General features: G+C 69.1%; 20 protein-coding genes, 1 tRNA gene and 1 pseudogene. 11 read left to right on the top strand and 11 right to left on the bottom strand.

Going from position 1 to position 20,482, the window contains the following annotated elements; genetic code table 11:
- Window positions 1-297 precede the first annotated feature (297 nt).
- Window positions 298-2,304, bottom strand: coding sequence for an assimilatory nitrate reductase NasA (gene nasA, locus P1L40_RS09960; protein ID WP_284006713.1), 2,007 nt, complete (start codon window positions 2,302-2,304; stop codon window positions 298-300).
- 310 nt (window positions 2,305-2,614) lie between these two features.
- Here nasA and hemL point away from each other — a divergent pair, with 310 nt between their 5' ends.
- The 4 genes from hemL to P1L40_RS09940 all read left to right on the top strand — a co-directional run bounded on the left by hemL (window position 2,615) and on the right by P1L40_RS09940 (window position 7,159).
- Window positions 2,615-3,952, top strand: a complete 1,338-nt coding sequence (gene hemL / locus P1L40_RS09955; protein WP_284006711.1) for a glutamate-1-semialdehyde 2,1-aminomutase — start codon at window positions 2,615-2,617, stop codon at window positions 3,950-3,952.
- Window position 3,953: 1 nt separating this feature from the next.
- Window positions 3,954-4,754 carry an HVO_0234 family beta-propeller protein gene (locus P1L40_RS09950; RefSeq protein ID WP_284006709.1) on the top strand — a complete coding sequence of 267 codons (801 nt, stop codon included), beginning with the start codon at window positions 3,954-3,956 and terminating at the stop codon, window positions 4,752-4,754.
- 342 nt (window positions 4,755-5,096) lie between these two features.
- Window positions 5,097-5,951: a ribose-phosphate diphosphokinase gene (prs, locus tag P1L40_RS09945; RefSeq protein ID WP_284006707.1), complete on the top strand. Its 855-nt coding sequence runs from the start codon at window positions 5,097-5,099 to the stop codon at window positions 5,949-5,951.
- A gap of 80 nt (window positions 5,952-6,031) precedes the next feature.
- On the top strand, window positions 6,032-7,159 hold the full coding sequence (locus P1L40_RS09940; RefSeq protein ID WP_284006706.1) for an ORC1-type DNA replication protein: 1,128 nt from the start codon (window positions 6,032-6,034) through the stop codon (window positions 7,157-7,159).
- A 30-nt stretch (window positions 7,160-7,189) separates the two neighbouring features.
- Here the strand turns inward: P1L40_RS09940 and P1L40_RS09935 are convergent, their stop codons facing one another.
- The gene (locus tag P1L40_RS09935) at window positions 7,190-7,969 is read right to left on the bottom strand and encodes a DUF7089 family protein (RefSeq protein WP_284006704.1); all 780 of its coding nucleotides are present in this window, start codon (window positions 7,967-7,969) and stop codon (window positions 7,190-7,192) included.
- A complete protein-coding gene (locus tag P1L40_RS23545) occupies window positions 7,970-8,065 on the bottom strand; it encodes a hypothetical protein (RefSeq protein WP_419181153.1) in 96 nt (31 codons plus the stop codon).
- A gap of 71 nt (window positions 8,066-8,136) precedes the next feature.
- Here P1L40_RS23545 and P1L40_RS09930 point away from each other — a divergent pair, with 71 nt between their 5' ends.
- Window positions 8,137-8,523, top strand: a complete 387-nt coding sequence (locus P1L40_RS09930) for a RidA family protein (protein ID WP_284006702.1) — start codon at window positions 8,137-8,139, stop codon at window positions 8,521-8,523.
- Here the strand turns inward: P1L40_RS09930 and P1L40_RS09925 are convergent, their stop codons facing one another.
- From P1L40_RS09925 to P1L40_RS09910, 4 genes and pseudogenes are all read right to left on the bottom strand, one after another.
- Entirely contained in the window at window positions 8,524-10,002 is a 1,479-nt protein-coding gene (locus P1L40_RS09925; protein WP_284006701.1) for an MATE family efflux transporter, read from the bottom strand. It abuts the gene before it with no gap.
- 66 nt (window positions 10,003-10,068) lie between these two features.
- On the bottom strand, window positions 10,069-10,311 hold the full coding sequence (locus P1L40_RS09920; protein WP_284006699.1) for a ferredoxin: 243 nt from the start codon (window positions 10,309-10,311) through the stop codon (window positions 10,069-10,071).
- Window positions 10,312-10,352: 41 nt separating this feature from the next.
- Window positions 10,353-11,627 carry a response regulator gene (locus tag P1L40_RS09915; RefSeq protein WP_284006697.1) on the bottom strand — a complete coding sequence of 425 codons (1,275 nt, stop codon included), beginning with the start codon at window positions 11,625-11,627 and terminating at the stop codon, window positions 10,353-10,355.
- Between the two features lie 50 nt (window positions 11,628-11,677).
- Window positions 11,678-12,429: pseudogene (locus tag P1L40_RS09910) on the bottom strand (GTP cyclohydrolase IIa).
- A gap of 163 nt (window positions 12,430-12,592) precedes the next feature.
- Here P1L40_RS09910 and P1L40_RS09905 point away from each other — a divergent pair.
- Window positions 12,593-13,249 carry an LUD domain-containing protein gene (locus tag P1L40_RS09905; RefSeq protein WP_284006696.1) on the top strand — a complete coding sequence of 219 codons (657 nt, stop codon included), beginning with the start codon at window positions 12,593-12,595 and terminating at the stop codon, window positions 13,247-13,249.
- 43 nt (window positions 13,250-13,292) lie between these two features.
- Window positions 13,293-14,213, top strand: coding sequence for an LLM class oxidoreductase (locus tag P1L40_RS09900; protein ID WP_284006695.1), 921 nt, complete (start codon window positions 13,293-13,295; stop codon window positions 14,211-14,213).
- Window positions 14,214-14,369: 156 nt separating this feature from the next.
- On the opposite strand, the gene P1L40_RS09895 is transcribed toward P1L40_RS09900, so the two are convergent.
- A tRNA-Gln gene (locus tag P1L40_RS09895) sits at window positions 14,370-14,442 on the bottom strand.
- A gap of 136 nt (window positions 14,443-14,578) precedes the next feature.
- Here P1L40_RS09895 and P1L40_RS09890 point away from each other — a divergent pair.
- From P1L40_RS09890 to fer, 3 genes are all read left to right on the top strand, one after another.
- Entirely contained in the window at window positions 14,579-15,187 is a 609-nt protein-coding gene (locus P1L40_RS09890) for an IMP cyclohydrolase (protein ID WP_284006694.1), read from the top strand.
- A 66-nt stretch (window positions 15,188-15,253) separates the two neighbouring features.
- Window positions 15,254-15,940, top strand: a complete 687-nt coding sequence (locus P1L40_RS09885) for a metallophosphoesterase family protein (RefSeq protein ID WP_284006693.1) — start codon at window positions 15,254-15,256, stop codon at window positions 15,938-15,940.
- 49 nt (window positions 15,941-15,989) lie between these two features.
- The gene (fer, locus tag P1L40_RS09880; protein WP_284006691.1) at window positions 15,990-16,634 is read left to right on the top strand and encodes a ferredoxin Fer; all 645 of its coding nucleotides are present in this window, start codon (window positions 15,990-15,992) and stop codon (window positions 16,632-16,634) included.
- Here the strand turns inward: fer and P1L40_RS09875 are convergent.
- Window positions 16,631-17,806 (bottom strand): aspartate kinase, encoded by a 1,176-nt coding sequence (locus P1L40_RS09875; RefSeq protein ID WP_284006690.1) that lies wholly within the window; start codon window positions 17,804-17,806, stop codon window positions 16,631-16,633. The genes fer and P1L40_RS09875 overlap by 4 nt on opposite strands.
- Before the next feature lie 131 nt (window positions 17,807-17,937).
- Here P1L40_RS09875 and P1L40_RS09870 point away from each other — a divergent pair, with 131 nt between their 5' ends.
- A complete protein-coding gene (locus P1L40_RS09870; RefSeq protein ID WP_284006689.1) occupies window positions 17,938-18,336 on the top strand; it encodes a hypothetical protein in 399 nt (132 codons plus the stop codon).
- Between the two features lie 39 nt (window positions 18,337-18,375).
- On the opposite strand, the gene thrC is transcribed toward P1L40_RS09870, so the two are convergent.
- Window positions 18,376-19,755, bottom strand: coding sequence for a threonine synthase (gene thrC, locus P1L40_RS09865; RefSeq protein ID WP_284006687.1), 1,380 nt, complete (start codon window positions 19,753-19,755; stop codon window positions 18,376-18,378).
- Between the two features lie 51 nt (window positions 19,756-19,806).
- Complete coding sequence (locus tag P1L40_RS09860; RefSeq protein WP_284006686.1) at window positions 19,807-20,187, bottom strand: helix-turn-helix domain-containing protein; 381 nt, start codon at window positions 20,185-20,187, stop codon at window positions 19,807-19,809.
- Between the last annotated feature and the right edge of the window lie 295 nt (window positions 20,188-20,482).

Raw genomic sequence — 20,482 nt, 5'->3', positions numbered from 1 at the left:
GAACCTTCGTTTTGTTTGGTTTTCTTCCGAGTATCCGCGTTCATGTAGGGTATTTCTCGTTATGATAGATTATTCCATGTCTTGATAAGGCTATTCGTTAAAATATCTCCATACAGAACCGCCCAGACTAGCAATCGGTCGATACGGTGGCTGCGGGGCGCCGGACTGACCCCCGAGTTGGGGTTCGTCCAACAATCGGTCGGCTGGGAAACGTTCGTCCACCGGGCACCGTCTGGACGACGAGCGGGGAGCTAACAGGCGTGCAGTGTCGGACGGGGTCGAAAACGAGTCGGCGGATCAGTCCGCGGTCGCCGGCGGCAGATCCGCCTCGGGCGCGGCCAGCCGGACCGCACACTGTTTGAAGTGGGGCTCCTTCGATTGGGGGTCACGCTCGGAGAGGGTCAGCCGGTTGGTCGCGGGGTGGTGGATCGGCAGCCAGACCATCCCTTCCGGAACGCCCTCGTCGGGGTCGATTCGGGCCGTGACGGTCCCGCGGCGGGAGGCGATCTCGATGTGGTCGTCGACGACACGGCCGCTGTGGGCCGCGACGGTGTCGGGATGGATACGGGCGACGAGGTCGCCGGCGGCCCCGCCCCGCGAGCGGACGCCGGTGTTGTAGCTGTCGGCCTCGCGGGCCGTCGTCAGCGTCAGGGGGTACTCCTCGCCGGCCGGTTCGGGGAGGGCTCTCTGCCGACCGGTCGAGAACTGCGCCCGGCCGGAGGCCGTCGGGAACTCCCAGGACTCGTCGTCGTAGTACCGATAGCCCCCGGAACTGTCGGCGTCGGGGGCGGGCCAGCGGACGGCGTGTTCCGCGTCGAGGCGATCGTAGGTGATCCCCGAGCAGTCGGCGACGGTCCCCTCGGTGAGACCGGTGAACTCCTCGAACACCGCTCGGGGATCGGGCGAGGTCGACGCGAACAGGTCCGGGAACAGCCGGTTGCCGATGGTAGCGACGATGTCGATATCCGACCGGACACCGCTCGGGACCTCCGTGGCGGGCCGGACCCGGGAGATCGTCCGTTCCATGTTGGTAGTCGTCCCCTCGCTCTCGCCCCAGGTCGCCGCCGGCAACACCACGTCGGCGACGGCGGTCGTCTCCGTGTGGAAGGCGTCCTGGGCGACGACGAAGGCGTCCTCCAGGGCCTCGCGGGCGCTGTCGGCCTCGGGCATCCCGGCGACGGGGTTGGTCGCGACCGTCCAGACGGCGTCGGGACCGGCTTCGAGCATCCCGACGGGGCCGGGACCGGGGTCGTCGGGCAGCCGGTCGACGGGCACGTCCCACGCCTCGGCGACTGTCCGGCGGTGGTCGGGGTCCTCGAAGGGGCGCTGTCCGGGCCAAGTCCCCTTCGAAGAACAGATCCGGGTCCCCATCGAGTTCGCCTGCCCCGTCAGCGAGAACGGGCCGCCGCCGGGCCGGAGGTTCCCGGTCGCCAGCGTCAGATCGATCAGCGCCCGGGCCGTCTCGGTGCCCTGGACGTGTTGGTTGACGCCCATCCCCCAGTAGACCAGGGCCTGCCGGTCGAGCGCGTCCGCGAGCAGGTCGAGCGCGTCCATCCCGACGCCCGCGTCGGCCGCGGCCTCGGCGGCCGAGGGAAGCGACGTCAGGAGGTCCTCGAATCCGTCGGTCGCCGACTCGACGAAACCGGTGTCGACGCGGTCTGTCTCGACGATCCGTGCCAGAACCGCCCGGGCCAGCGCGAGGTCTTTCCCGGGGTCGGGCGCGACGTGGCGCTCGGCGTTCTCTGCGGTCTCGGAACGAACGGGGTCGACGACGACGATCTCGACGCCGTCCTCGTCGGCCGCCTGGCGGAGCCACCGGAACATCACGGGATGGGCGACCGCGGGGTTGGCTCCCCAGACGACGTGTCGGTCGGCCTCGTCGATATCGGCGTAGGTGCAGGGTGGCGCGTCGCTCCCGAACGCCTGGTAGTAGGCGGTGACGGCACTGGCCATGCACAGGGTGGTGTTGGCGTCGTAGTTGCGCGTGCCGAACCCCCCGCGAGCGAGTTTCCCCAGCGCGTAGGCCGCCTCGTTCGTCTGTTGCCCGCTGCCAAGCACCGCCACCGAGTCGGGATCTGCCTCGTGGGCCGTCCGGAGCCCCTCGATGGCCCGCGCGAGCGCCACGTCCCAGGTCGTCTGGCGGAGTTGCCCGTCGCTGCGGACCAGCGGGCGGGTGAGCCAGTCGCCGTCGGGGTCCTTGCTCTCGCGGATGCCCCGTGCACAGGCCAGCCCCTGATTGACCGGGTGTGCCGCGTCCCCGCGGGCCACGTCGATGCCGTAGCCCACGTCGGCTCCGCGGTGCATGTGTCCACAGCCGACCGCACACCGCATACAGGTCGTCGGCGTCCAGTCGCTCACGGCGGATCACGCGCCAGCGGGGCGCCCGACTGTCCACCCGGACAGTCGCTAATAACGTATCCTGACAGCATATCGGTGTCTGGATACACGAAAAGGTAGTGTAAAACAGTATCTCTTTACGAAGTTCGTTTATTCAGCGTTCGATATAGACGTTCGTGCATCCCGGTTCGAGAGGTCGCCGCCAGCGGGAGCGGCTGACCGTTCGTCCACCGCCGCGAGCAACAACTTCTTTCGAGGAGCGACCGAACGCGGGGGTATGAACCACGAGCAGTCGCGAGCGCTGTACGACCGTGCGCTGTCGGTCATGCCGGGCGGCGTCAACTCCTCCGTGCGGGCGGTGCGCCCGTACCCCTTTTTCATCGAGAAGGGCGACGGCGGCCACGTCGTCGACGCCGACGGGAACCGCTACATCGACTTCGTGATGGGCTACGGGCCACTCTTGCTGGGCCACGACCTGCCCGAGCAGGTCCAGGCGGCCGTCCAGCAGGCCGCCGCCGAGGGGCCGATGTACGGCGCCCCCACCGAGGTCGAGGTGGAACTCGCGGAGTTCGTCACCCGCCACGTCCCCAGCGTCGAGATGGTGCGGTTCGTCAACAGCGGGACCGAGGCGACCGTCTCCGCGGTCCGCCTCGCCCGCGGGTACACCGGCCGCGACAAGATCGTCGTCATGCAGGGCGGGTACCACGGCGCCCAGGAGTCCACGCTGGTCGAAGGCGAGGGCGACCACACCCACCCCTCCAGCCCGGGCATCCCCGAGAGCTTCGCCGAGCACACGCTGACGGTGCCGTTCAACGACCCCGAGGCGGCCCACGAGGTCTTCGACGAACACGGCGAGGACATCGCCGCCGTCCTCACGGAACCGATCCTGGGGAACTACGGCATCGTCCAGCCCGTCGACGGCTACCACGAGACGCTCCGGGAACTGTGTGACGACCACGGCTCCTTGCTGATCTTCGACGAGGTCATCACCGGCTTCCGCGTCGGCGGCCTCCAGTGCGCACAAGGGAAGTTCGGCATCGACCCGGATATCACCACCTTCGGGAAGATCGTCGGCGGCGGCTTCCCCGTCGGTGCCATCGGCGGGAAAAGCGAGATCGTCGAGCAGTTCACGCCCGCGGGCGACGTGTTCCAGTCCGGGACCTTCTCGGGGCACCCGGTGACGATGGCGGCGGGCCTGGAGACGCTGCGCTACGCCGCCGAGAACGACGTGTACGGCCACGTCGACGGCCTCGGCGAGCGGCTGCGATCCGGTCTGCAGGACATCCTCGAAGACCAGGCCCCCGAGTACACCGTCGTCGGCACCGATTCGATGTTCAAGGTGGTTTTCACCCGTGAAGCTCCAGATTCCTTCGAGGGACACTGCGAAGCCGGGTGCCAGCAGCGGGAGGACTGTCCCCGCTTCGAGCAGTGCCCGAAGAACGGCCACGACATCAAACAGGCCGAGACCGAACGCTGGGAGCGGCTGTTCTGGCCCGCGATGAGAGATCAGGGGGTGTTCCTCACGGCGAACCAGTTCGAGTCACAGTTCATCTGTGACGCGCACACAGACCAAGACATAGAGGATGCCCTCGAAGCGTACAAAGAGGCGATATGACGTGTCCGACGACGACATCGCCCTCTCCGAGAAGCGGATGTACGGCGAGAAACGACCGGAGACCCACGCCTACGTCGCGTCCGGCCTGGGCGTGACACGGGTCGAGACCGCCGGCGGCCAGATCGGCCGGTTCAGCCTCGTCGAGCGCTGTCGCGCCCGTGACGTGGCCGGCGCCGACGGCGAGATCGCGGTCGCGACCGACGAGTCCGTGCTGATCTCGACCGACGACGGCTTCGCCCCGACCGGGTTCGGCCCGGCGACCGCGGTGGGCTACGACAGCGACGGCCTGCTGGCGGCCGGGGAGGGCCGCGTCGCGCGGTACGTCGACGGCACCTGGGAGCAACTGGGCGAACTGGCCGACGTGCGAGCCATCGACGGCGGCCTGCTCGCGGCCGCGGACGGGGTCTACGCCCTGCCGGCTCTGGAACGGCTGGGACTCGCGGACGTGTTCGACGTGGCACCGGGCTACGCGGCGACCGCCGACGGTCTCTACGGCCGCGAGGGCGCGGAGTGGACCGCGATCCGTTCGGGCAGCCACCGAGCGGTCGCCAGCGACGGCCACCGCACCCACGCGGCGGCCGCGGACGGCCTGTTCGAACTGGTCGCGGGCCGCTGGGAACGCTGTCGGCTCCCGGTCGAGGAGCGGGTCGTGGACGTGACTTACGGCGACGACACGTACGCGATCACCGAGGACGGGACCTTCCTCGTCGACACCGAGGACGCGGCGACCGCCGACGGCCAGGGCGGGTGGCGCCAGCGCTCGCTGGGCGTCCCCGAGGTGGTCGGCGTCGCCGTGGCGTGACGGCGGCGGTTTCGGCCGGTGACACAGCCGGCGAGGGTCTGCCGGTGAGACACCCGCGAGAGGCGACCGACGACACAGCCGCCGAGATACCGCCGATACCGCAGCCGCCGGCCAGCGCCCGGTGACACGACCGACCGGAGGGACTGAAAGGGGCGACACGCTCGCCGAACCCCGACCCGACAAGCACCGAGCGGAGCGAGGCGCGCAGTCGCGGTCGCGGGAGGCGAGCGTGTCGGGGCTTTCGGGCGGTCCGTGGGCCTGGCCGCGCCGTCGACCGGAGTGACGGTGACGAAGAGCCCCCGAACCGAAACAGGGTTTAGCCCGGCCGGCCACCCCTCGCACATGATTGTCCCGGGGGAAGCCACACAGTCGTTCGCGGCGGCGCTCGCCGACGCCACGGGCGACGACCTGGCCCGCGTCGAGTACGAACAGTTCGCCGACGGGGAACACGTCGTTCGCCTCCCCGAAGCCGTCGCCGGCGAGCGAGCCGTCGTCGTCGCCTCGACCGTCGACAGCGACGCCCTCGTCCAGGTCCTCCAGCTCCAGGACGCCGCCCGCGAGGTCGGCGCCAGCGAGGTCGTGACCGTCCTCCCGTACATGGGCTACGCCCGCCAGGACGAGGCGTTCAGGGCCGGCGAACCGGTCTCCTCGCGGGCGATGGCGCGGGCCGTCTCGTCGGGGACGGACCGCGTCCTGACGGTCAACCCCCACGAGCCAAGCGTCTGTGACTTCTTCGACGTGCCGGCGACGGGCGTCGACGCCGCCGGCGTGCTCGCCGAGCCGCTTCCCGCCGATCTCACCGATCCCCTCTTCCTCTCGCCCGACGAGGGCGCGATCGACCTGGCGGTGACCGCGCGGGACGCCTACGGCGCCGGCGAGACCGACTACTTCGAGAAGGACCGCGACTACGACAGCGGCGAGGTCACGATCACGCCGAGCGACGCCGCCGTCGAGGGCCGGGACGTGGTGCTGGTCGACGACATCATCGCCACCGGGTCGACGATGAGCGAGTCCGTCGCCGTCCTCGAGGAGCGGGCTGCGAGCCGCGTGTTCGTCACCTGTGTCCACCCGATGCTCGCGGGCAACGCGCTGACGAAACTGACGACGGCCGGCGTCGAGGCCGTCTACGGCACCGACACGCTCGAACGGGCCGAAAGCGAGGTCAGTGCGGCGCCGGTCGTCGCCGCGGAACTCTGAGTCGGCGGTAGCAGCGTTCTCCGGCGGGTCTGTTCCCGCGTGGCAAATGGTTAAGTGGTCCGGGAAGCTCGGTGAAAGTGATGGACGACGACCCCGACGAGGGGATGCTCGGCTGGGACGAATCCGTGTTCCGCGACGAGCACGTCTTCGAGATCGACTGGCTCCCCGAGACGTTCAAACACCGCGAGAGCCAGATGGAGACGCTGAAGTACTCGCTTCGCCCGGCGGTGCGTGGCTCCCGGCCCCTGAACGTCATCGCACGCGGCCCGCCCGGGACCGGCAAGACCACGGCGGTCCAGATCCTCTTCGACGAACTCACCGCACAGACCGACGTACAGGCCGTGCGGGTCAACTGCCAGGTCGATTCGACCCGGTACGCCGTCTTCTCCCGGCTGTTCGCCGAGATCTTCGAGTACGAACCCCCCTCGTCGGGAATCTCGTTCAAGAAGCTGTTCTCCCAGATCACCGACCGCCTCGTGGAGAACGACCAGGTGCTCGTGGTCGCGCTGGACGACGTGAACTACCTCTTCTACGAGAGCGAGGCAAGCGACACGCTGTACTCGCTGTTGCGCGCCCACGAGGCTCACTCGGGCGCCCGGATCGGCGTCATCTGCATCTCCTCGGACCTGGAACTGGATGTCATCGACGCGCTGGACACCCGCGTCCAGTCGGTGTTTCGCCCCGAAGAGGTGTACTTCAACAAGTACGGACAGAGCGAGATCGTCGACATCCTCGACGAACGGGTCGATCGTGGTTTCCACGACGACGCCGTCGGCCCCGGCGTGTTAGACCGGGTCGCCGCACTCACCGAGGAGCAGGGCGGGGACCTCCGGGTCGGCATCGACCTGTTGCGCCGGGCCGGCCTCAACGCGGAGATGCGCGCCTCACGCGTCGTCGAGCGCCAGGATGTCGAGGACGCCTACGACAAATCGAAGTACGTCCACCTCTCGCGGCGGCTCCAGGGCCTCTCGGAGTCGGAGGCCGCGCTGGTCGAAGTGATCGCCGAGGGGGCAAGCGGCACCGCGGGCGACGTGTACGAGGCGTTCCACGAGCAGACCGGCCTGGGTTACACCCGCTACTCCGAGATCATCAACAAGCTCGATCAACTGGGACTGATCGACGCCGAGTACACGAACGTCGACGGCCGGGGGCGCTCCCGTGACCTGACGCTGAACTACGAGGCCGACGCGGTACTGGAACGGCTCTGACCGTTTTCGGTCCCGGTTCGCGCTCGCCGGTCACTCCCCGCCGACGACTTTTCGGGCCCACTGGACGGCGTACTCCGGGCCGTGGTCCCGGTAGGCCTCGGTCGCCAGCGCGTCGAACGGCGCCGGCAGTTCCAGCCCGTGTTTGACGGCGCTACAGGCCAGTTCCGCGGCCGCGGGAAAGCTCGTCTGGCCACGGGCGACCTCCGTCGGCAGGTCCGCGATGCGTGGTTCGAGCCGTTCGCCCGCGTCGGCCCAGGCGGCGTGGAGCCCGGGGTAGTCCTCGGCCCAGTCAGCGAATATCGTCCGGGTCTGGAGCCCGAGGTAGGCGTCGTACAGCGCCGCGGCCAGTTGATAGGTGTCGGCCGGCCCCATCCCCGCTGTGGCGTCGGCGAACCCGGGATACGCCTCGCCGAAGAAGCCCAGGAACTGCTCGGGCTCGTCGAGAGACACCTCGGCGAGCGCCTCGGCGATCAGGAAGTCGACGAAGTCGTCGGGCGATCCGGCCAGGCGCGGCTTGACGAACACGCAGGGCGGGTCAGTCTGGCGGGTCCAGGCGACGCCGCCGTCCCCGGGCATCCCGATCGTCAGTTCGTCGCCGGCGTAGCGCACCAGCAGTTCGGGCGCGTCCGGCGGGAGCCACTCGGCCGGGAACGAGAGCGGATCGACGCTGTCGGTCACGAGCAGGAGCTCCTCGGCGACCGCGGGGTCCAGCGACTCGAAGTCCTCCTGGCAGTCGAGTACGAGCGTCCCCGGTGCGAGGTCGTCCCGCAGCCGCGATAGCTCGGCCGACAGCTCGCGCTCGGTGAACATCTACGCCGAGAACAGGATCAGGTTCGCGATGATGAGCAGCGACAGCAGCGTCGATGCACCGATTGTCCCCAGGACGACCTTCGTTTCCGTGCTCATACGCCACCGTATCACAGGGCCCGCATTAAACCTTGAGAAACGGCTATCCGTTCGCCGCCACCGGTCCCGGTATGGAGCGACAGCGCGTCTCGACGGGCACCGACTGGGAATCGACCGTGGGCTACTCGCGGGCGGTCCGGACGGGCGACACCGTCCGGGTGTCGGGGACCATCGCCACCGACGACGAGGGCGAGGTCGTCGCGCCGGGGAACCCCTCCGAACAGACCCGCCACGCGCTCTCGATCGTGGCCGACGCGCTCGCGGAGGTGGACGCGAGTGTCGCCGATGTCGTCCGGACTCGCATGTACGTCACTGACATCGACGACATGGACGCCGTCGGGCGCGCCCACGGCGAGGTGTTCGGGGAGGTGCGGCCGGCGGCGACGATGGTCGAAGTGTCGGGACTGGCTGCCGAGGAGGCGGTCGTCGAAGTCGAGGCCGAAGCGGTCGTCGGGTAGTCAATCGCCCGCCGCACCCACACCGGCGTTCCGGGCCACGTCGCGCCACTTCCCGGTCCAGAAGCGGCCGGTGTTGACCGCCGCCTTCACGTAGAAGTCGCCGACGAGCGCGACGAAGATGGCCGGCAGCCCCAGGCCCAGGCCGGGCGAGACGGTGATCCCGACCAGCGGCACCGTCAGCGCGTAGGTCGTCGGCAGCGCCAGCACGGCGACCGGGAGCCGGAAGCCGTAGGAACCGAGGATCGTCCCGTAGAGCGGCCAGCGCGTGTCGCCGGCGCCCCGCAGGCTCCCCCGCATGGTCCGCGAGACCGAGAAGCCGGCCACGAGCAGGCCGAACACGCGGACGAACTGCGCGGCCAGTTCGGGATGGGCGGTCCCGAACAGGCCGACGATCGGGCGGGCGGCCACCACCAGTACCGCGCCGACGGCCAACTGGACCGCGAGCGCCACCCGCAGCGTCTGCCAGCCGTAGGCGGTCGCCGCGGCCTCCTCGCCCGACCCGAGGTGCTGGCCCACCAGCGTCGAGGCGGCCGTCGCGTACCCCCAGGCCGGCATCAGCGCCAGCAACATCACGCGCCGGCCGATGGCGTAGGCCGCGACGACCGGCAAGCCGAGCGTCGTCGAGAGCACGCCCAGGACGAACAGGAACGGGAACCGCGCGAACGTCTGGAGCAGGCGCATCCCGGTCAGGGGCAGCGCGACACGGACGATCTCGGTCAACAGCCCGAGGTCGAACTGCGGGCCACGAAGCGGGAGCCGGACGGCGTACCGGCCCGAGACGAGCAGGCCGAAAAAGATCGTCGCCGCCAGCGTGTTCGCGACGGCGGTCCCCCAGGCGGCCCCGGCGATGTCCATGCGGGGGAACGGCCCCAGTCCGAAGATGAGGACGGCGTTGAGCGCGACGTTGGTCGGTAGCGTCAGCAGGCGGACGTACATCGGCGTCTTCGTGTCGGCGCTGCCGGCCAGCGACCGGGAGGCGACCATGCTCCAGAACCGCGGCGCCATCGACAGCATCACGATCGAGAGGTACGTCGCGCCGTAGCGGACCGTCTCGGCGTCGTCGATGAGTACCCCCACGAGCACGTCGGGGTAGAGCCAGGAGACGACCGTCAGCGGCGCCGACAGCGCGAGCGCCAGCCACAGCGACTGCTTGACCGCCAGGTTCGCCCGCCCGGACTGGTCGCTGCCCTGGAGTCGCGAGACGACGCTGATCGTCCCCGAGGAGACCGCAAGGGAGAGCCCGAAGCCGACGAAGTAGTACTGAAACCCCAGTTCCAGCCCGGCGATCGCCGCGTCGCCCAGCGCGATCCCGACCATCAGGAAGTCCGCCAGGCGAAGGAGGATACGCAGCCCGCCGGTGACCATCACCGGGGCAGCGAGGTCGGTCGCCTCGGTCGCCTTCTCCCGGTCGACGAGGCCGACACGGGCCAGAGCAGCGGGGACCGCCCGGACGGACCGACGGAGCGCGTCACGGACCATCTACCGGTACTGAGAACGGCACACCCCTGTCGCTTTCGCTCCCGCGGGCGCCCGGAAGGGAGACGTTCAGACGAGTTGCTCGCCGTCGTCGTCGTAGACGGCGATGGCGTCGACCGGACAGGCCCGTGCGGCGAACTTCGCGTCCAGTTCGGCGTCCTCGGGCACCTCGCGGACGAACGTCCCTTCTGACGCCTCCTCGCTGTCCGTCAGTACGGCTTTGCCCGCGTCCTCGTCCCGCTCGAAGGCGTCCCACTCGGCGACACACTGGAACATCCCGATACAGGTGTCACGGTCGTACTCGATACGCATACCGGCCGTTGGCCGGTCACGGGCAAAGGCGTTCCCCTCGGCTACGGCGAGAGCCTGTCGAACGCCGCCACGACCGAGCGGGCCAGGATGCCCAGCAGGTCCCTGTCGGCGTCGGAGAACGCGTCCGGTTCGAGGGCCGCGACGCTGAGCAGTCCGTGGTCGTCGAGCGGGAGCAGGAACACCGTCTCGAAGGCGGTCGTCATGGCGTCGTCGTGGTCGGCGTAGTCTTCGACGAGCCGCGGTTCGCCGGCCTCGAAGACCTGCATCTCCAGGTCGCCCTGGGTGGGGTTCGTGGTGCCGGTCCCGTCGGTCGCGTCGCTCGCACGCTCGGTCGCGGCCTCGGTCACCGCCAGCGCGGTCAGCCGGTCGGCCTCCGGGCGGTACGTCCACACAGCCGCGAGGGACTCGTCGAACACTGTCTCGACAGTGTCGACCGCGACCCGGGCGATCACCTCGGGCGTGTCGGCCGTCAGCAACTGCCGGGTCGCGTCGTTGAGCGCTTCGAGGCGCTGCTCCCGTCGCCGCTGGTCGGTCACGTCCCGTAACACCACCTGGACCGCGGGCTGGCCGTCGTAGGAGATGGGCGTCCCACGGCTCTCGACGTGGCGGATATCGCGGTCCCCACGTCGCAACTGCCAGGCCGCCCAGCCGGCGCTCTCGCGCTCGTCGAGGGCCTGGTGCATCCGCCGTTCGATCCGGTCGCGGTCCTCGGGGTGGACGTACGAGAGCGGATCGGTGCCGTAGATCTCGGTCCGGTCATCGATGTCCAGCAGGTCGACGACGGAGTCGTTGGCATAGAGGATGTTCGGACCGCGGTGGACGAAGATCGCGTGTGGCGACGCCTCGACCAGGTTGCGGTAGCGCAGTTCCGTCTCCTGTCGCGCCCGCTCGGAGCGATGTCGCGCCACGGCGTTCTCGATCCGGTTCGCCAGCACGTCGTACTGGTCGCTGGTCGCCCGCTTCTGGAGGTAGTCGGTGACGCCGGCCGAGATCCCCTCGCTCGCGATCTCCTCGCTCCCGCGACCGGTGTAGAGGATGAAAGGGACCGACTCGTCGCGCTGGTGGATCTCCCGCAGCAGCGCGAGGCCGTCCATGCCCGGCATCTCGTAGTCGCTGACGACACAGTCGATCTCGGTCGCCTCGAACGCCGACAGCGCGGCCTGGCCGCCGGTGGCGGTCGTCACGGCAAACGAGTCACGGCGCTGTTCGAGATGCAGCGCGACGACATCGGCGAGATCGGCCTCGTCGTCGACGAGCAACACGCGGACGGTATCGGCAGTGACGGTCTGTCCATCGGGTTCACCGGCCCCTCGCATGTACGGCACGCTTTGCAGGCAGCCGGTATATCCGTTGGGGCACGACCACCTCAGTCGTCGGCGACGGCCTCGGAGTCGGGCGTCGTGACGGTCGCTCCCGTCTCGCGTCCCGTTTCGAGGGCGTGTTTGGCCGTCTGGCCGGCGGCAAAGGGCGAGCGAGCGGTCCCGACGCCGACGCGGAGGTCGACATCGGTCGCCGCCCGGACGTGTTCGATGGCGTCGTCGTAGGCCGGCTTCGGGAGCACCGGACACAGCGCGATGACGTTGTCGCCGCCGACGAAACTCGTCACGGCGTCGTGGTGCTCGCGCATGTACTCCGCGAGCGTGTTCGTCGCCCGCCGAACGACCAGTTCGGCGTCGACGGCGTTGACCCGGTCGGTGTAGGTGCCGGTCGCGTCGATCACGTCGAAGTGCGCGACCGAGAGCGGGCCGTTCGAGCCCGCTCGTGGTCGGCGGCCAGCCGCTCACACCGGTCGGCGTCCTGTGCGCTGCCGGTCGCCTGGAGCCGTTCGCTGGCAGCGCCCAGCGCCTCGACCGGGGTCGTGCCGGTGCCGACGCCGACGCTTGCGGTGACCGGATAGTGGTTCCGGACCCGTTCCTGGAACCGCCGGTGGTCGGCCGGGTCGATCCCGTTGGTCGCCGCGACCATGTTGTCGAACCGGCCGGGGAAGACGTAGCCGTCGCGGTCGCCCACGAAGTCGGCCAGGTCGGCGTACAGGCGGGACTGGAGCGCCTGGAGCGAGGTCTCACGCCGGGGTTCCGGCGTCACTGTCCACGGGCCGTAGTCGTCGAGTTGGACCAGCGAGAACTGGACTGCCGAATCCGCTGTCACAATCGTCCGGCCCTTCGGTCCAGAGTGGTATGACTGTTGGGAATTTCTCCGGCGATCGGCCGGTAACACGGCCGTAACCCGGTGACAGCGGTGTCTGCGAGGGCTTTTGTCCGTCTCGCTCCATCTGTTCGACGTGTCCCAGAACAAGGACGGCTACGCCGAGCAGGTATCCTACGACGAATCGCTGGACGACCACCCGACAGACGAGGAACTGGACGACGCAGTCGCGAACCTCGAAGCCCGCGGCTTCGATGTCGTCGTCGTCGATGACGCCGACGCGGCGCTTGCGGAACTGCAGGCCGAGATCCCCGCCGGCGCGTCGGTGATGGACGGCCACTCGACGACGCTGGAACAGATCGGGTTCATGGACCACCTCATGGAGGGCGACCACGACTGGGAGAACCGCCACGCCGAAGTGTACGGCATCGAGGACGACGCCGAACGCCTGCGCGCCCGCCGGGAGGCCCAGGCCAGCGACTACTTCGTCGGCAGCGTCAACGCCATCGCCCAGTCCGGCGAACTCGTCGCCGCCGACGCCTCCGGCAGTCGGATCGGGGCGTACCCCTTCGCGGCCGAGAACCTCCTGCTCGTCGCCGGGGTCAACAAGGTCGTCGACGACCTCGACGCGGCGCTCGATCGCCTGGAGGAGGTCGCCTATCCGCTGGAAGACGCCCGCGCACAGGAGGCCTACGGCCAGGGGAGCGTCATCGCCAAGCAACTGATCTACCGCCACGAGACCGAGGAAGACCGGACGACCCTCGTGCTGGTCCGCGACTCGCTGGGCTACTGAACGCGACCGGAGCACACAAACCGGTTCGTCACCGAATGCGGGCGTGACCGACTGCCACGAACACGCGGGCTTTTCGCGCCTGTTCGCGGGGAGCGAACTCACCGTGGGCACGGGGTTCCCCCTGACGGGCGACGCCGAGTCACGCCCCGCTGTCGAGCGGGAGACGGCGCTGATCGAACACGCCGAGTCGCTGGGCTACGCCGGATTGTGGGCCAGGGACGTGCCGCTGTACTGGCCCCGGTTTGGCGACGCCGGCCAGACGTTCGACCCATGGACGTGGCTGAGCCACGCCGCCGCCCACAGCAGCGACATCGCGCTCGGGACCGCGAGTGTCGTCCTGCCCCTTCGGCATCCGCTGCACGTCGCCAAGCAGGCCGCCTCGCTGGACCGGCTCTCCGGGGGTCGGTTCGTCATGGGCGTCGCGACCGGGGACCGTGACCCGGAGTTCCCCGCCTTCGGCGTCGATCACGACGACCGGGGCGAGCTGTTCCGGGAGTCCGTCGACACGCTGCGGACGGCCTGGCGCGAGGACTTTCCCGAGGCGTCCGGTTCGTGGGGCCACCTCGACGGGGAGCTCGACGTGGTGCCGAAACCGATCGAGGGGACGGTCCCGCTGCTCCCGACGGGCAACGCCCGCCAGTCCGTCGAGTGGCTCGGCGAGCACGGCGACGGCTGGCTGTTCTATCACCTGCCGACGGACACGCTGGAGTCGTATCTGGCCGACTGGCGCGAGGCCGCCAGCGAGAAACCGTACGCGATGGCGATGCAGGTGGCGCTCACCGAGGACCCGACGGCCGACCCGGAACCGGTCCACCAGGGGTATCGGGCCGGCAGCGAGTGGTTCGTCGAGTACCTCCGGGACCTGGACGCGCTCGGCGTCGACCACCTGATCGTCTCGACGCCCGGCGACGAGCCGGAAGCGGAACTGACGCGGTTCGCCGAGCGAGTGTTAGAGCGGGTGTGACGAATCTGTCGCTCACGGGTTCGTTCGCGGCGAGGATAGTCCATCCTGGATTCGAACCGGAGGAAGACGGACCGCTCACTCCGTTCGCGGTTGCGACTTCCAGGGTTCGAAGCCAGTTGGCACGGCAGCGACTCGCGGTGTTGCTCGTCGCAGAAGTAGTCCATCCTGGATTCGAACCAGGGTCGAAGCCCCCAGAAGGCTTCAGGATTGGCCACTACCCCAATGGACTGAGTGCAACCGACTGTACTGGGTGGTCCCTTGTAAGCGTTGCGCGATGGGGCCGGCTGTGTGGGGAGACAGCACGTCTCCCGGGCCGCGCGACGGACATCGACACCGATTTGCCCGGCCCCGCGCCACCCTCGCGTATGTACGTCGGACGCTTCGTCGTCGTCGGCCCCGAGTGTGGCGCCTACCGCGTCTCCTCGCGGTCGTTCCCGAACCGGCAGGCAGTCGAGCGCGGTGGCACCGTCACCGTCGAACCGACACCGGACGCCCCGGAGACGGACAACCCCTACATCTCCTACAACGGCGTGCGGGTCACCGACCGGGGCGCGGTCGTCGGCAACGGCTCCCACGTCGATCCCATCGCGGAGAAACTCGAACTGGGCTACCCGGCCCGGGACGCCCTGGCCGAACCGCTGCTTTCGCTCGACTTCGAGAAGGACGACTACGACACGCCCCGGATCGCGGGGATCGTCGGCGTCGACGCCGACGACCCGACGACGGCGGCCGACGGGCCGGGCGCGGTGATCGGCACCGTCCGCCGGGACGCGCTGCTCGTCGAGAAAGTGACCGAGCCGACGCTCGTGGCCACCTACGAGGAAGACAGCCCCACGTCGTTCGATCTGGCGGCGACCGACGCCGGGAGCGCGGCCCGCGAGGTGTACGACCACGAGTTCGAACACGCCGTCTGTGCGGCGGGCGTGGCCGGCACGGCCGGCGCCTTCGACGTGGCAGTGTACAACGGCGAGTAGACCACCGGGCGGGAGTGTGACAGGGAGTGACGACACTCAAGTCCCCCCGGTGACAATACACACACGATGAAACTCGGCGTTCTCTCCGATATCCACGGGAATCGGGTGGCACTCCGGGCGGTGCTGGCCGACATGCCGTCGGTCGACATGCTCGTCTGTGCCGGCGACGTGGTGGGGTACAACCCCTGGCACGCCGACTGCGTCGACGCGATGCGGGGGGTCGGCGACCACGCCGGCTACCCCGACGAGGAAGTGCCGACGGTGATGGGCAACCACGACCGCGCGGTCGCGGACACGACACCGTTCGCGTTCAACGGGATGGCGAAAGCCGGCGTCGAACACGCGACCGAACAGCTCGACGACGAGCAACTGGCGTGGCTCGCCGCTCTCCCCGACGAGCGCCGCGTCTGTGACGGTCGTGTGAAACTGGTCCACGGCCACCCCGACGACCCCGATCACTACACATATCCCGACGAGTTCGGCCCGGACCTGCTTGACGACGAAGCCGTCCTCGTCATGGGTCACACCCACCGCCAGCACCACGAGCGCTACGAGGAGGGCGTCGTGATGAACCCCGGCAGCGTCGGCCAGCCCCGCGACGGCGACCATCGGGCGGCCTACGCAGTGCTCGACCTGGAGACCCTCTCGGTCGACGAACACCGGGTGGCCTACGACACCGACACCGTCATCCACGCGGTCTCGGACGCGGGGCTCCCCCGCGAGATCGGCTTCCGGCTGACCCAGGGCCGGTGACTTCTGCGGCGATGGGAGCGAATATATGTCTCTCGTCACTAGTGGTGGCGTGGAGTCCCCATACGACATTCTGGGTCTCGACGAGGACGCCGACGACCGGGAGATCGTCGACGCCTACCGCCGTCGGGTCAAGGAGGTCCACCCCGACCAGGGCGGGTCGATCGAGGCGTTTCAGGAGGTCAAGACCGCCTACGAACGGATCCAGAACGGCTGGGAGCCCGGCGAACCCGTCCCGGAACCGACCCCCGAACCCGAGCCGCCGGAACCGGCCGGCCCCACCGTCGAGTACCTCAACTACGAGGTGGTCGAGGACCACGGCTGGTCGCTCGACGACGACGACCTCTTCGAGAAGGCCGACCGGCTGACCCTCTCGCGGGCCGACTACGGGGAGTTCGAACTGGACGCCGACAGCAACGAGTCGCTGCTGGAAGCCGCCGAGGGCCGCGGGTACGCCTGGCCCTTCGCCTGTCGGGGCGGCGCCTGTACGAACTGTGCGGTCGCGGTCGTCGACGGCGAGATGCCCTCACCCAAGAGTCACATCTTACCGTCGGACCTGCTCGAGAAGGGGATTCGCCTGTCCTGTCTCACCGCGCCGACGACCGACGCGAAGATCGTCTACAACGTCAAGCACATGCCCGAGGTCGGCGACCTGCTCCTGCCGGCCAGCCGGTTCGAACAGGCCTCGACCGACTAGAAGACCTCTTGGATGAGTTCGAGCGCCTGCTCGCGGTCGTCCCAGGGGACGAACACCGAGACCGATGTCGCCGACGTGATCACGTCGTAGAGGTGGATGTGCGCGTTCGAGACCGGATCGACGACCCGGCGAGCCAGGTCGGGCTGACTCGGGTCGCCGCCGGTGACGCGGATGACGGCGATGCCGTCCTCGACGGTGACCGACGAGAGCGTCTCGTCGTCGACGACCTTGTCGTGGAGCAGCGCCTCGGCGTCGTCGGCGTCGTCGGCGTCGACGTAGAACGTCAGGGAGTCCATCCCCGAGGAGTTGGCCTCGATGTTGATGTCCTCCTGGGCGATAGCACCGGACAGTTCCGCGAGGATGCCGGGACTGTTCCGGATGGCCCGCCCGGCGACGGTGACGCAGGCGACGGGGTTTTCCTGCAGGTCGATGAGGTTCTGGAACTCGCCCTCGATGGAGGTGCCGCCGGTCAGCAGGTCGCCGTGCTGGTAGTGGACGACCCGGACCCCGAGCGCGGCGTCCTTGTACGACAGCGCCGACGGGGCGACGACCTCGGCGCCCCGGAAGGACAGCGACCGCAGTTCGTCGACGCTGATCTCGCCGACGTTGCGTGCGCCCTCGACGACGCGGGGATCGCCGGTCATGACGCCCTCAACGTCGGTGACGATGACGACTTCGTCGGCGTCCATGTAGTTGCCCATCATCACCGCGGAGGTGTCCGAGCCGCCACGGCCCAGCGTCGTCACGCTGCCGTGGTGGTCCTCGGCGAGAAAGCCCGTCATGACGGGCACGACATCTTTCAGCTGGCCGGCCAGCGCGTGAGCGCGCTTCTGGGTCTTCTCGACATCGACCTCGCCGTACTCGTCGGTGATGATCGGCCAGTCTTCGCTGCCGGGTTCCAGGAACACCGCTTCGATCCCGCGGGCGGCCAGCGCCCCCTTGAGCATCCGGACGGAGGTCCGCTCGCCCATCGAGACGATCTCGGCGCGGTCCTCGTCGGCGGCGTCGTACTCGATTCCGTCCAGCAGTTCGTCGGTCGTGTTCCCCATCGCCGACGCGACGACGGCGACCTCGTGGCCCTGCTCGACGGCGGCCGCGATCGAGTCCGCGGCACGGTTGATTCGGTCCCCGTTACCGAGACTCGTCCCGCCGAACTTGGCGACTACGCGCATACGATCACCTGCGCGGTGTGTGCGTGAATCATTGCCGTCGGCTTGGCCGTCACCCGGGATAACTGTGTTCATCTCCGCAGGCAGGGGGCTCCGACACACGGTTTATTTGCGTGGGGAACACACACAGGGCTATGGAGGTACGTGACGCTGTCGAGGCTGACGCCGAGGCGCTGGCCGACCTCGCGACGGGGCCGCCGGACGTGATGCGAAACCTCGTCCACGATCGGACGGTCCGGGTCGCCGAGGAGGGCGAAGAGATCGTCGGGTTCGTCAGCTACGACGCCGAGCGGGGCACCGTCCACGTCACGCAACTGGCCGGGGACCGGACGGTCTGTGAGCGGTTGCTGGCCGAACCGATCGAGTTCGCCGAACGGGAACACATGACCGTCGAACTGCTCGTGCCCGACGACGAAGCGGCCGTCCAGACGGCCGTCGAGGCCAGCGGCTTCACCGACACCGGCTCCGGTCCGCAGTTCGAGGGCCAGCCGACGACCCGGTTCCGCCTCGAACCCGGCCGGGCCGAGCAGTAACACCACGGGGCCGCTTCTCGCCGCCGTTTCCCAGCAGCGTTACTTCGAGCGGAGCTTCCGGTAGAGATACGCGGCGCCGAGCCCGCCGGCGATCAGTGCCGGCAGCGGCGAGTCGGCGGCCTTCGCGGCCTGTCGACGGACCGTCTCGACGACCGACGACCCCTCGTCGATGTGCTCCAGAACGGCGTCGGTGTCGTTTGGCACCGGCTCGGGGTCGACACCCGCCTTCGCGGCGGCGTCGGGGTCTTTGAGCAGGTGGCCGGTGGTCAGACAGACGACGGACTCGTCGGCCCCGACGTCGCCCTCGCGACGGAGTTTCCGCAGGCCGGCGACGGAGGCGGCCGACGCGGGTTCGACGCCGACGCCCTCGCCGGCGAGGGCGCGCTGTGCCGCGGTGATCTCCTCGTCGGAGACGGCGACGGCGGTCCCGCCGGTCTCGCGGATGCCCGGCAGCGCCTTCGGGGCGTTGACCGGGTTGCCGATACGGATCGCCGTCGCGATCGTCTCGACATCGTCCCAGCGCCGGGTCTCGTCGTTGCCCTCCCGGATCGCCTCGACCATCGGCGCCGCGCCCTCGGCCTGGACGCCGGTGAGTTTCGGGACCTGGTCCTCGGTGATGGCACCGGCCTTGACGAGTTCGCGGAAACACTTGTACAGCGCCGCGGTGTTGCCGGCGTTGCCCACCGGCAGGACGATCCGGTCGGGGTACTCGCCGTTGTCGGCGTAGAACTCCTCCATGATCTCCAGACCGATCGTCTTCTGGCCCTCCAGACGGAAGGGGTTCAGCGAGTTCAGGAGGTACGCCTCGCCGCGGCTCGCGAGGTCCTGGACGATGTCGAGACACTGGTCGAAGTTCCCGTCGACTTCGAGGATACGGGCACCGTGGAGACTGGCCTGGGCGATCTTGCCGGCCGCGACCTTGCCGGCCGGCAGCAAGACCAGCGTCTCCATCCCGCCGCGGGCGCCGTAGGCGGCGAGCGCCGCCGACGTGTTGCCCGTCGAGGCACACGCCAGCCGGTCGACGCCGACCTCCTGTGCGACCCGGACCCCGACGGTCATCCCGCGGTCCTTGAACGACCCGGTGGGGTTCATCCCCTCGTGTTTGATCCGGAGGTTCGCGACGCCGATGTCGTCTTTCAGTCGCGGAACCTCGTGCAGCGGCGTGTCCCCCTCGGGAAGCGTCACGCCCTCCGCAAAGGGCAGTGCGTCGTGGTAGCGCCAGACGCCACGCCCCTCGTCTTCGAAGTCCTCCCAGGTCGGGAGCTCGGCGTAGCGGGCTTCGAGCAGTCCGTCACAGTGGTCGCAGGTGTAGCGGATCTCGGCGAAGGGAGCGAACGACTCCCCACACTCGATACAGGCGAGCCAGACGCCGTCGTCGGCTTCCGCGGGAACGCGGTCGGTCAGTTGCAGATCGGCCATTGTGCAAGCGCAGGACCCGGGCGGGCAAAAGTCGGACGGTTGGCCGCTGTGTCACTCCGTGCCGGCCGCGAACTCGTCGATGCGGTCGTGGACGGCCGCGGTCCACTGTTCGAGCGTCTCGTGCATCAGTTGCCGGGCCTCCGGACCCGGCGTCGCGGTGTACTGGTAGACGTGGCCGCCGCCGTCGAGCAGCCGCCGTTCGCGGCTCGCAAGCCCCTTGTCCAGAAGCGTCGACAGCGAGCGGTTGACGTTCGAGCGGTCCCGGTCGAGCGCCGCCGCGAGTTCCTCGACGGTACTGCCCGGAGCCGAGAGCAGCGCCTGGTAGGTCCGGACCTCGTGTGCCTGGACGCCGAAGACACAGGCCATCACCTCGTCGAGCGCCGGTTCGTCGTCGACCATCGACTCGGGGAGCTGGTTCCTGGAGACTGCCATGTGGGCAGTCGTACCACCGCGGGGCGCATAAACGAGGTCGTTACCCGGAGCTCACCCGGTAAAGTCGGTGTTACCGGGACGCCCGAGCGTCGGCCGGTCCGCCGACGTGGACGGTGGGCCGACCACCGACCGAGCTACTGTGCCAACAGTTCGCAACCGTAACGAAAAGGCCACCGTTTCGTCTGGAGAGGGGGGTGTCCACGATCACCGTGGCCCGACGAGCAGGGGAGAGAACTGTTGACATCCGGAGAAAAAAGGCCCTCGCTTCGGGTGGAGATCGGTGCGAGCCCCGTCC

Origin of the sequence: Haloarcula pelagica (assembly GCF_030127105.1) — an archaeon.
In the GTDB taxonomy this organism is placed as follows: Archaea; Halobacteriota; Halobacteria; order Halobacteriales; family Haloarculaceae; genus Haloarcula; species Haloarcula pelagica.
This window is presented reverse-complemented; position numbering and strand designations above follow the sequence as displayed.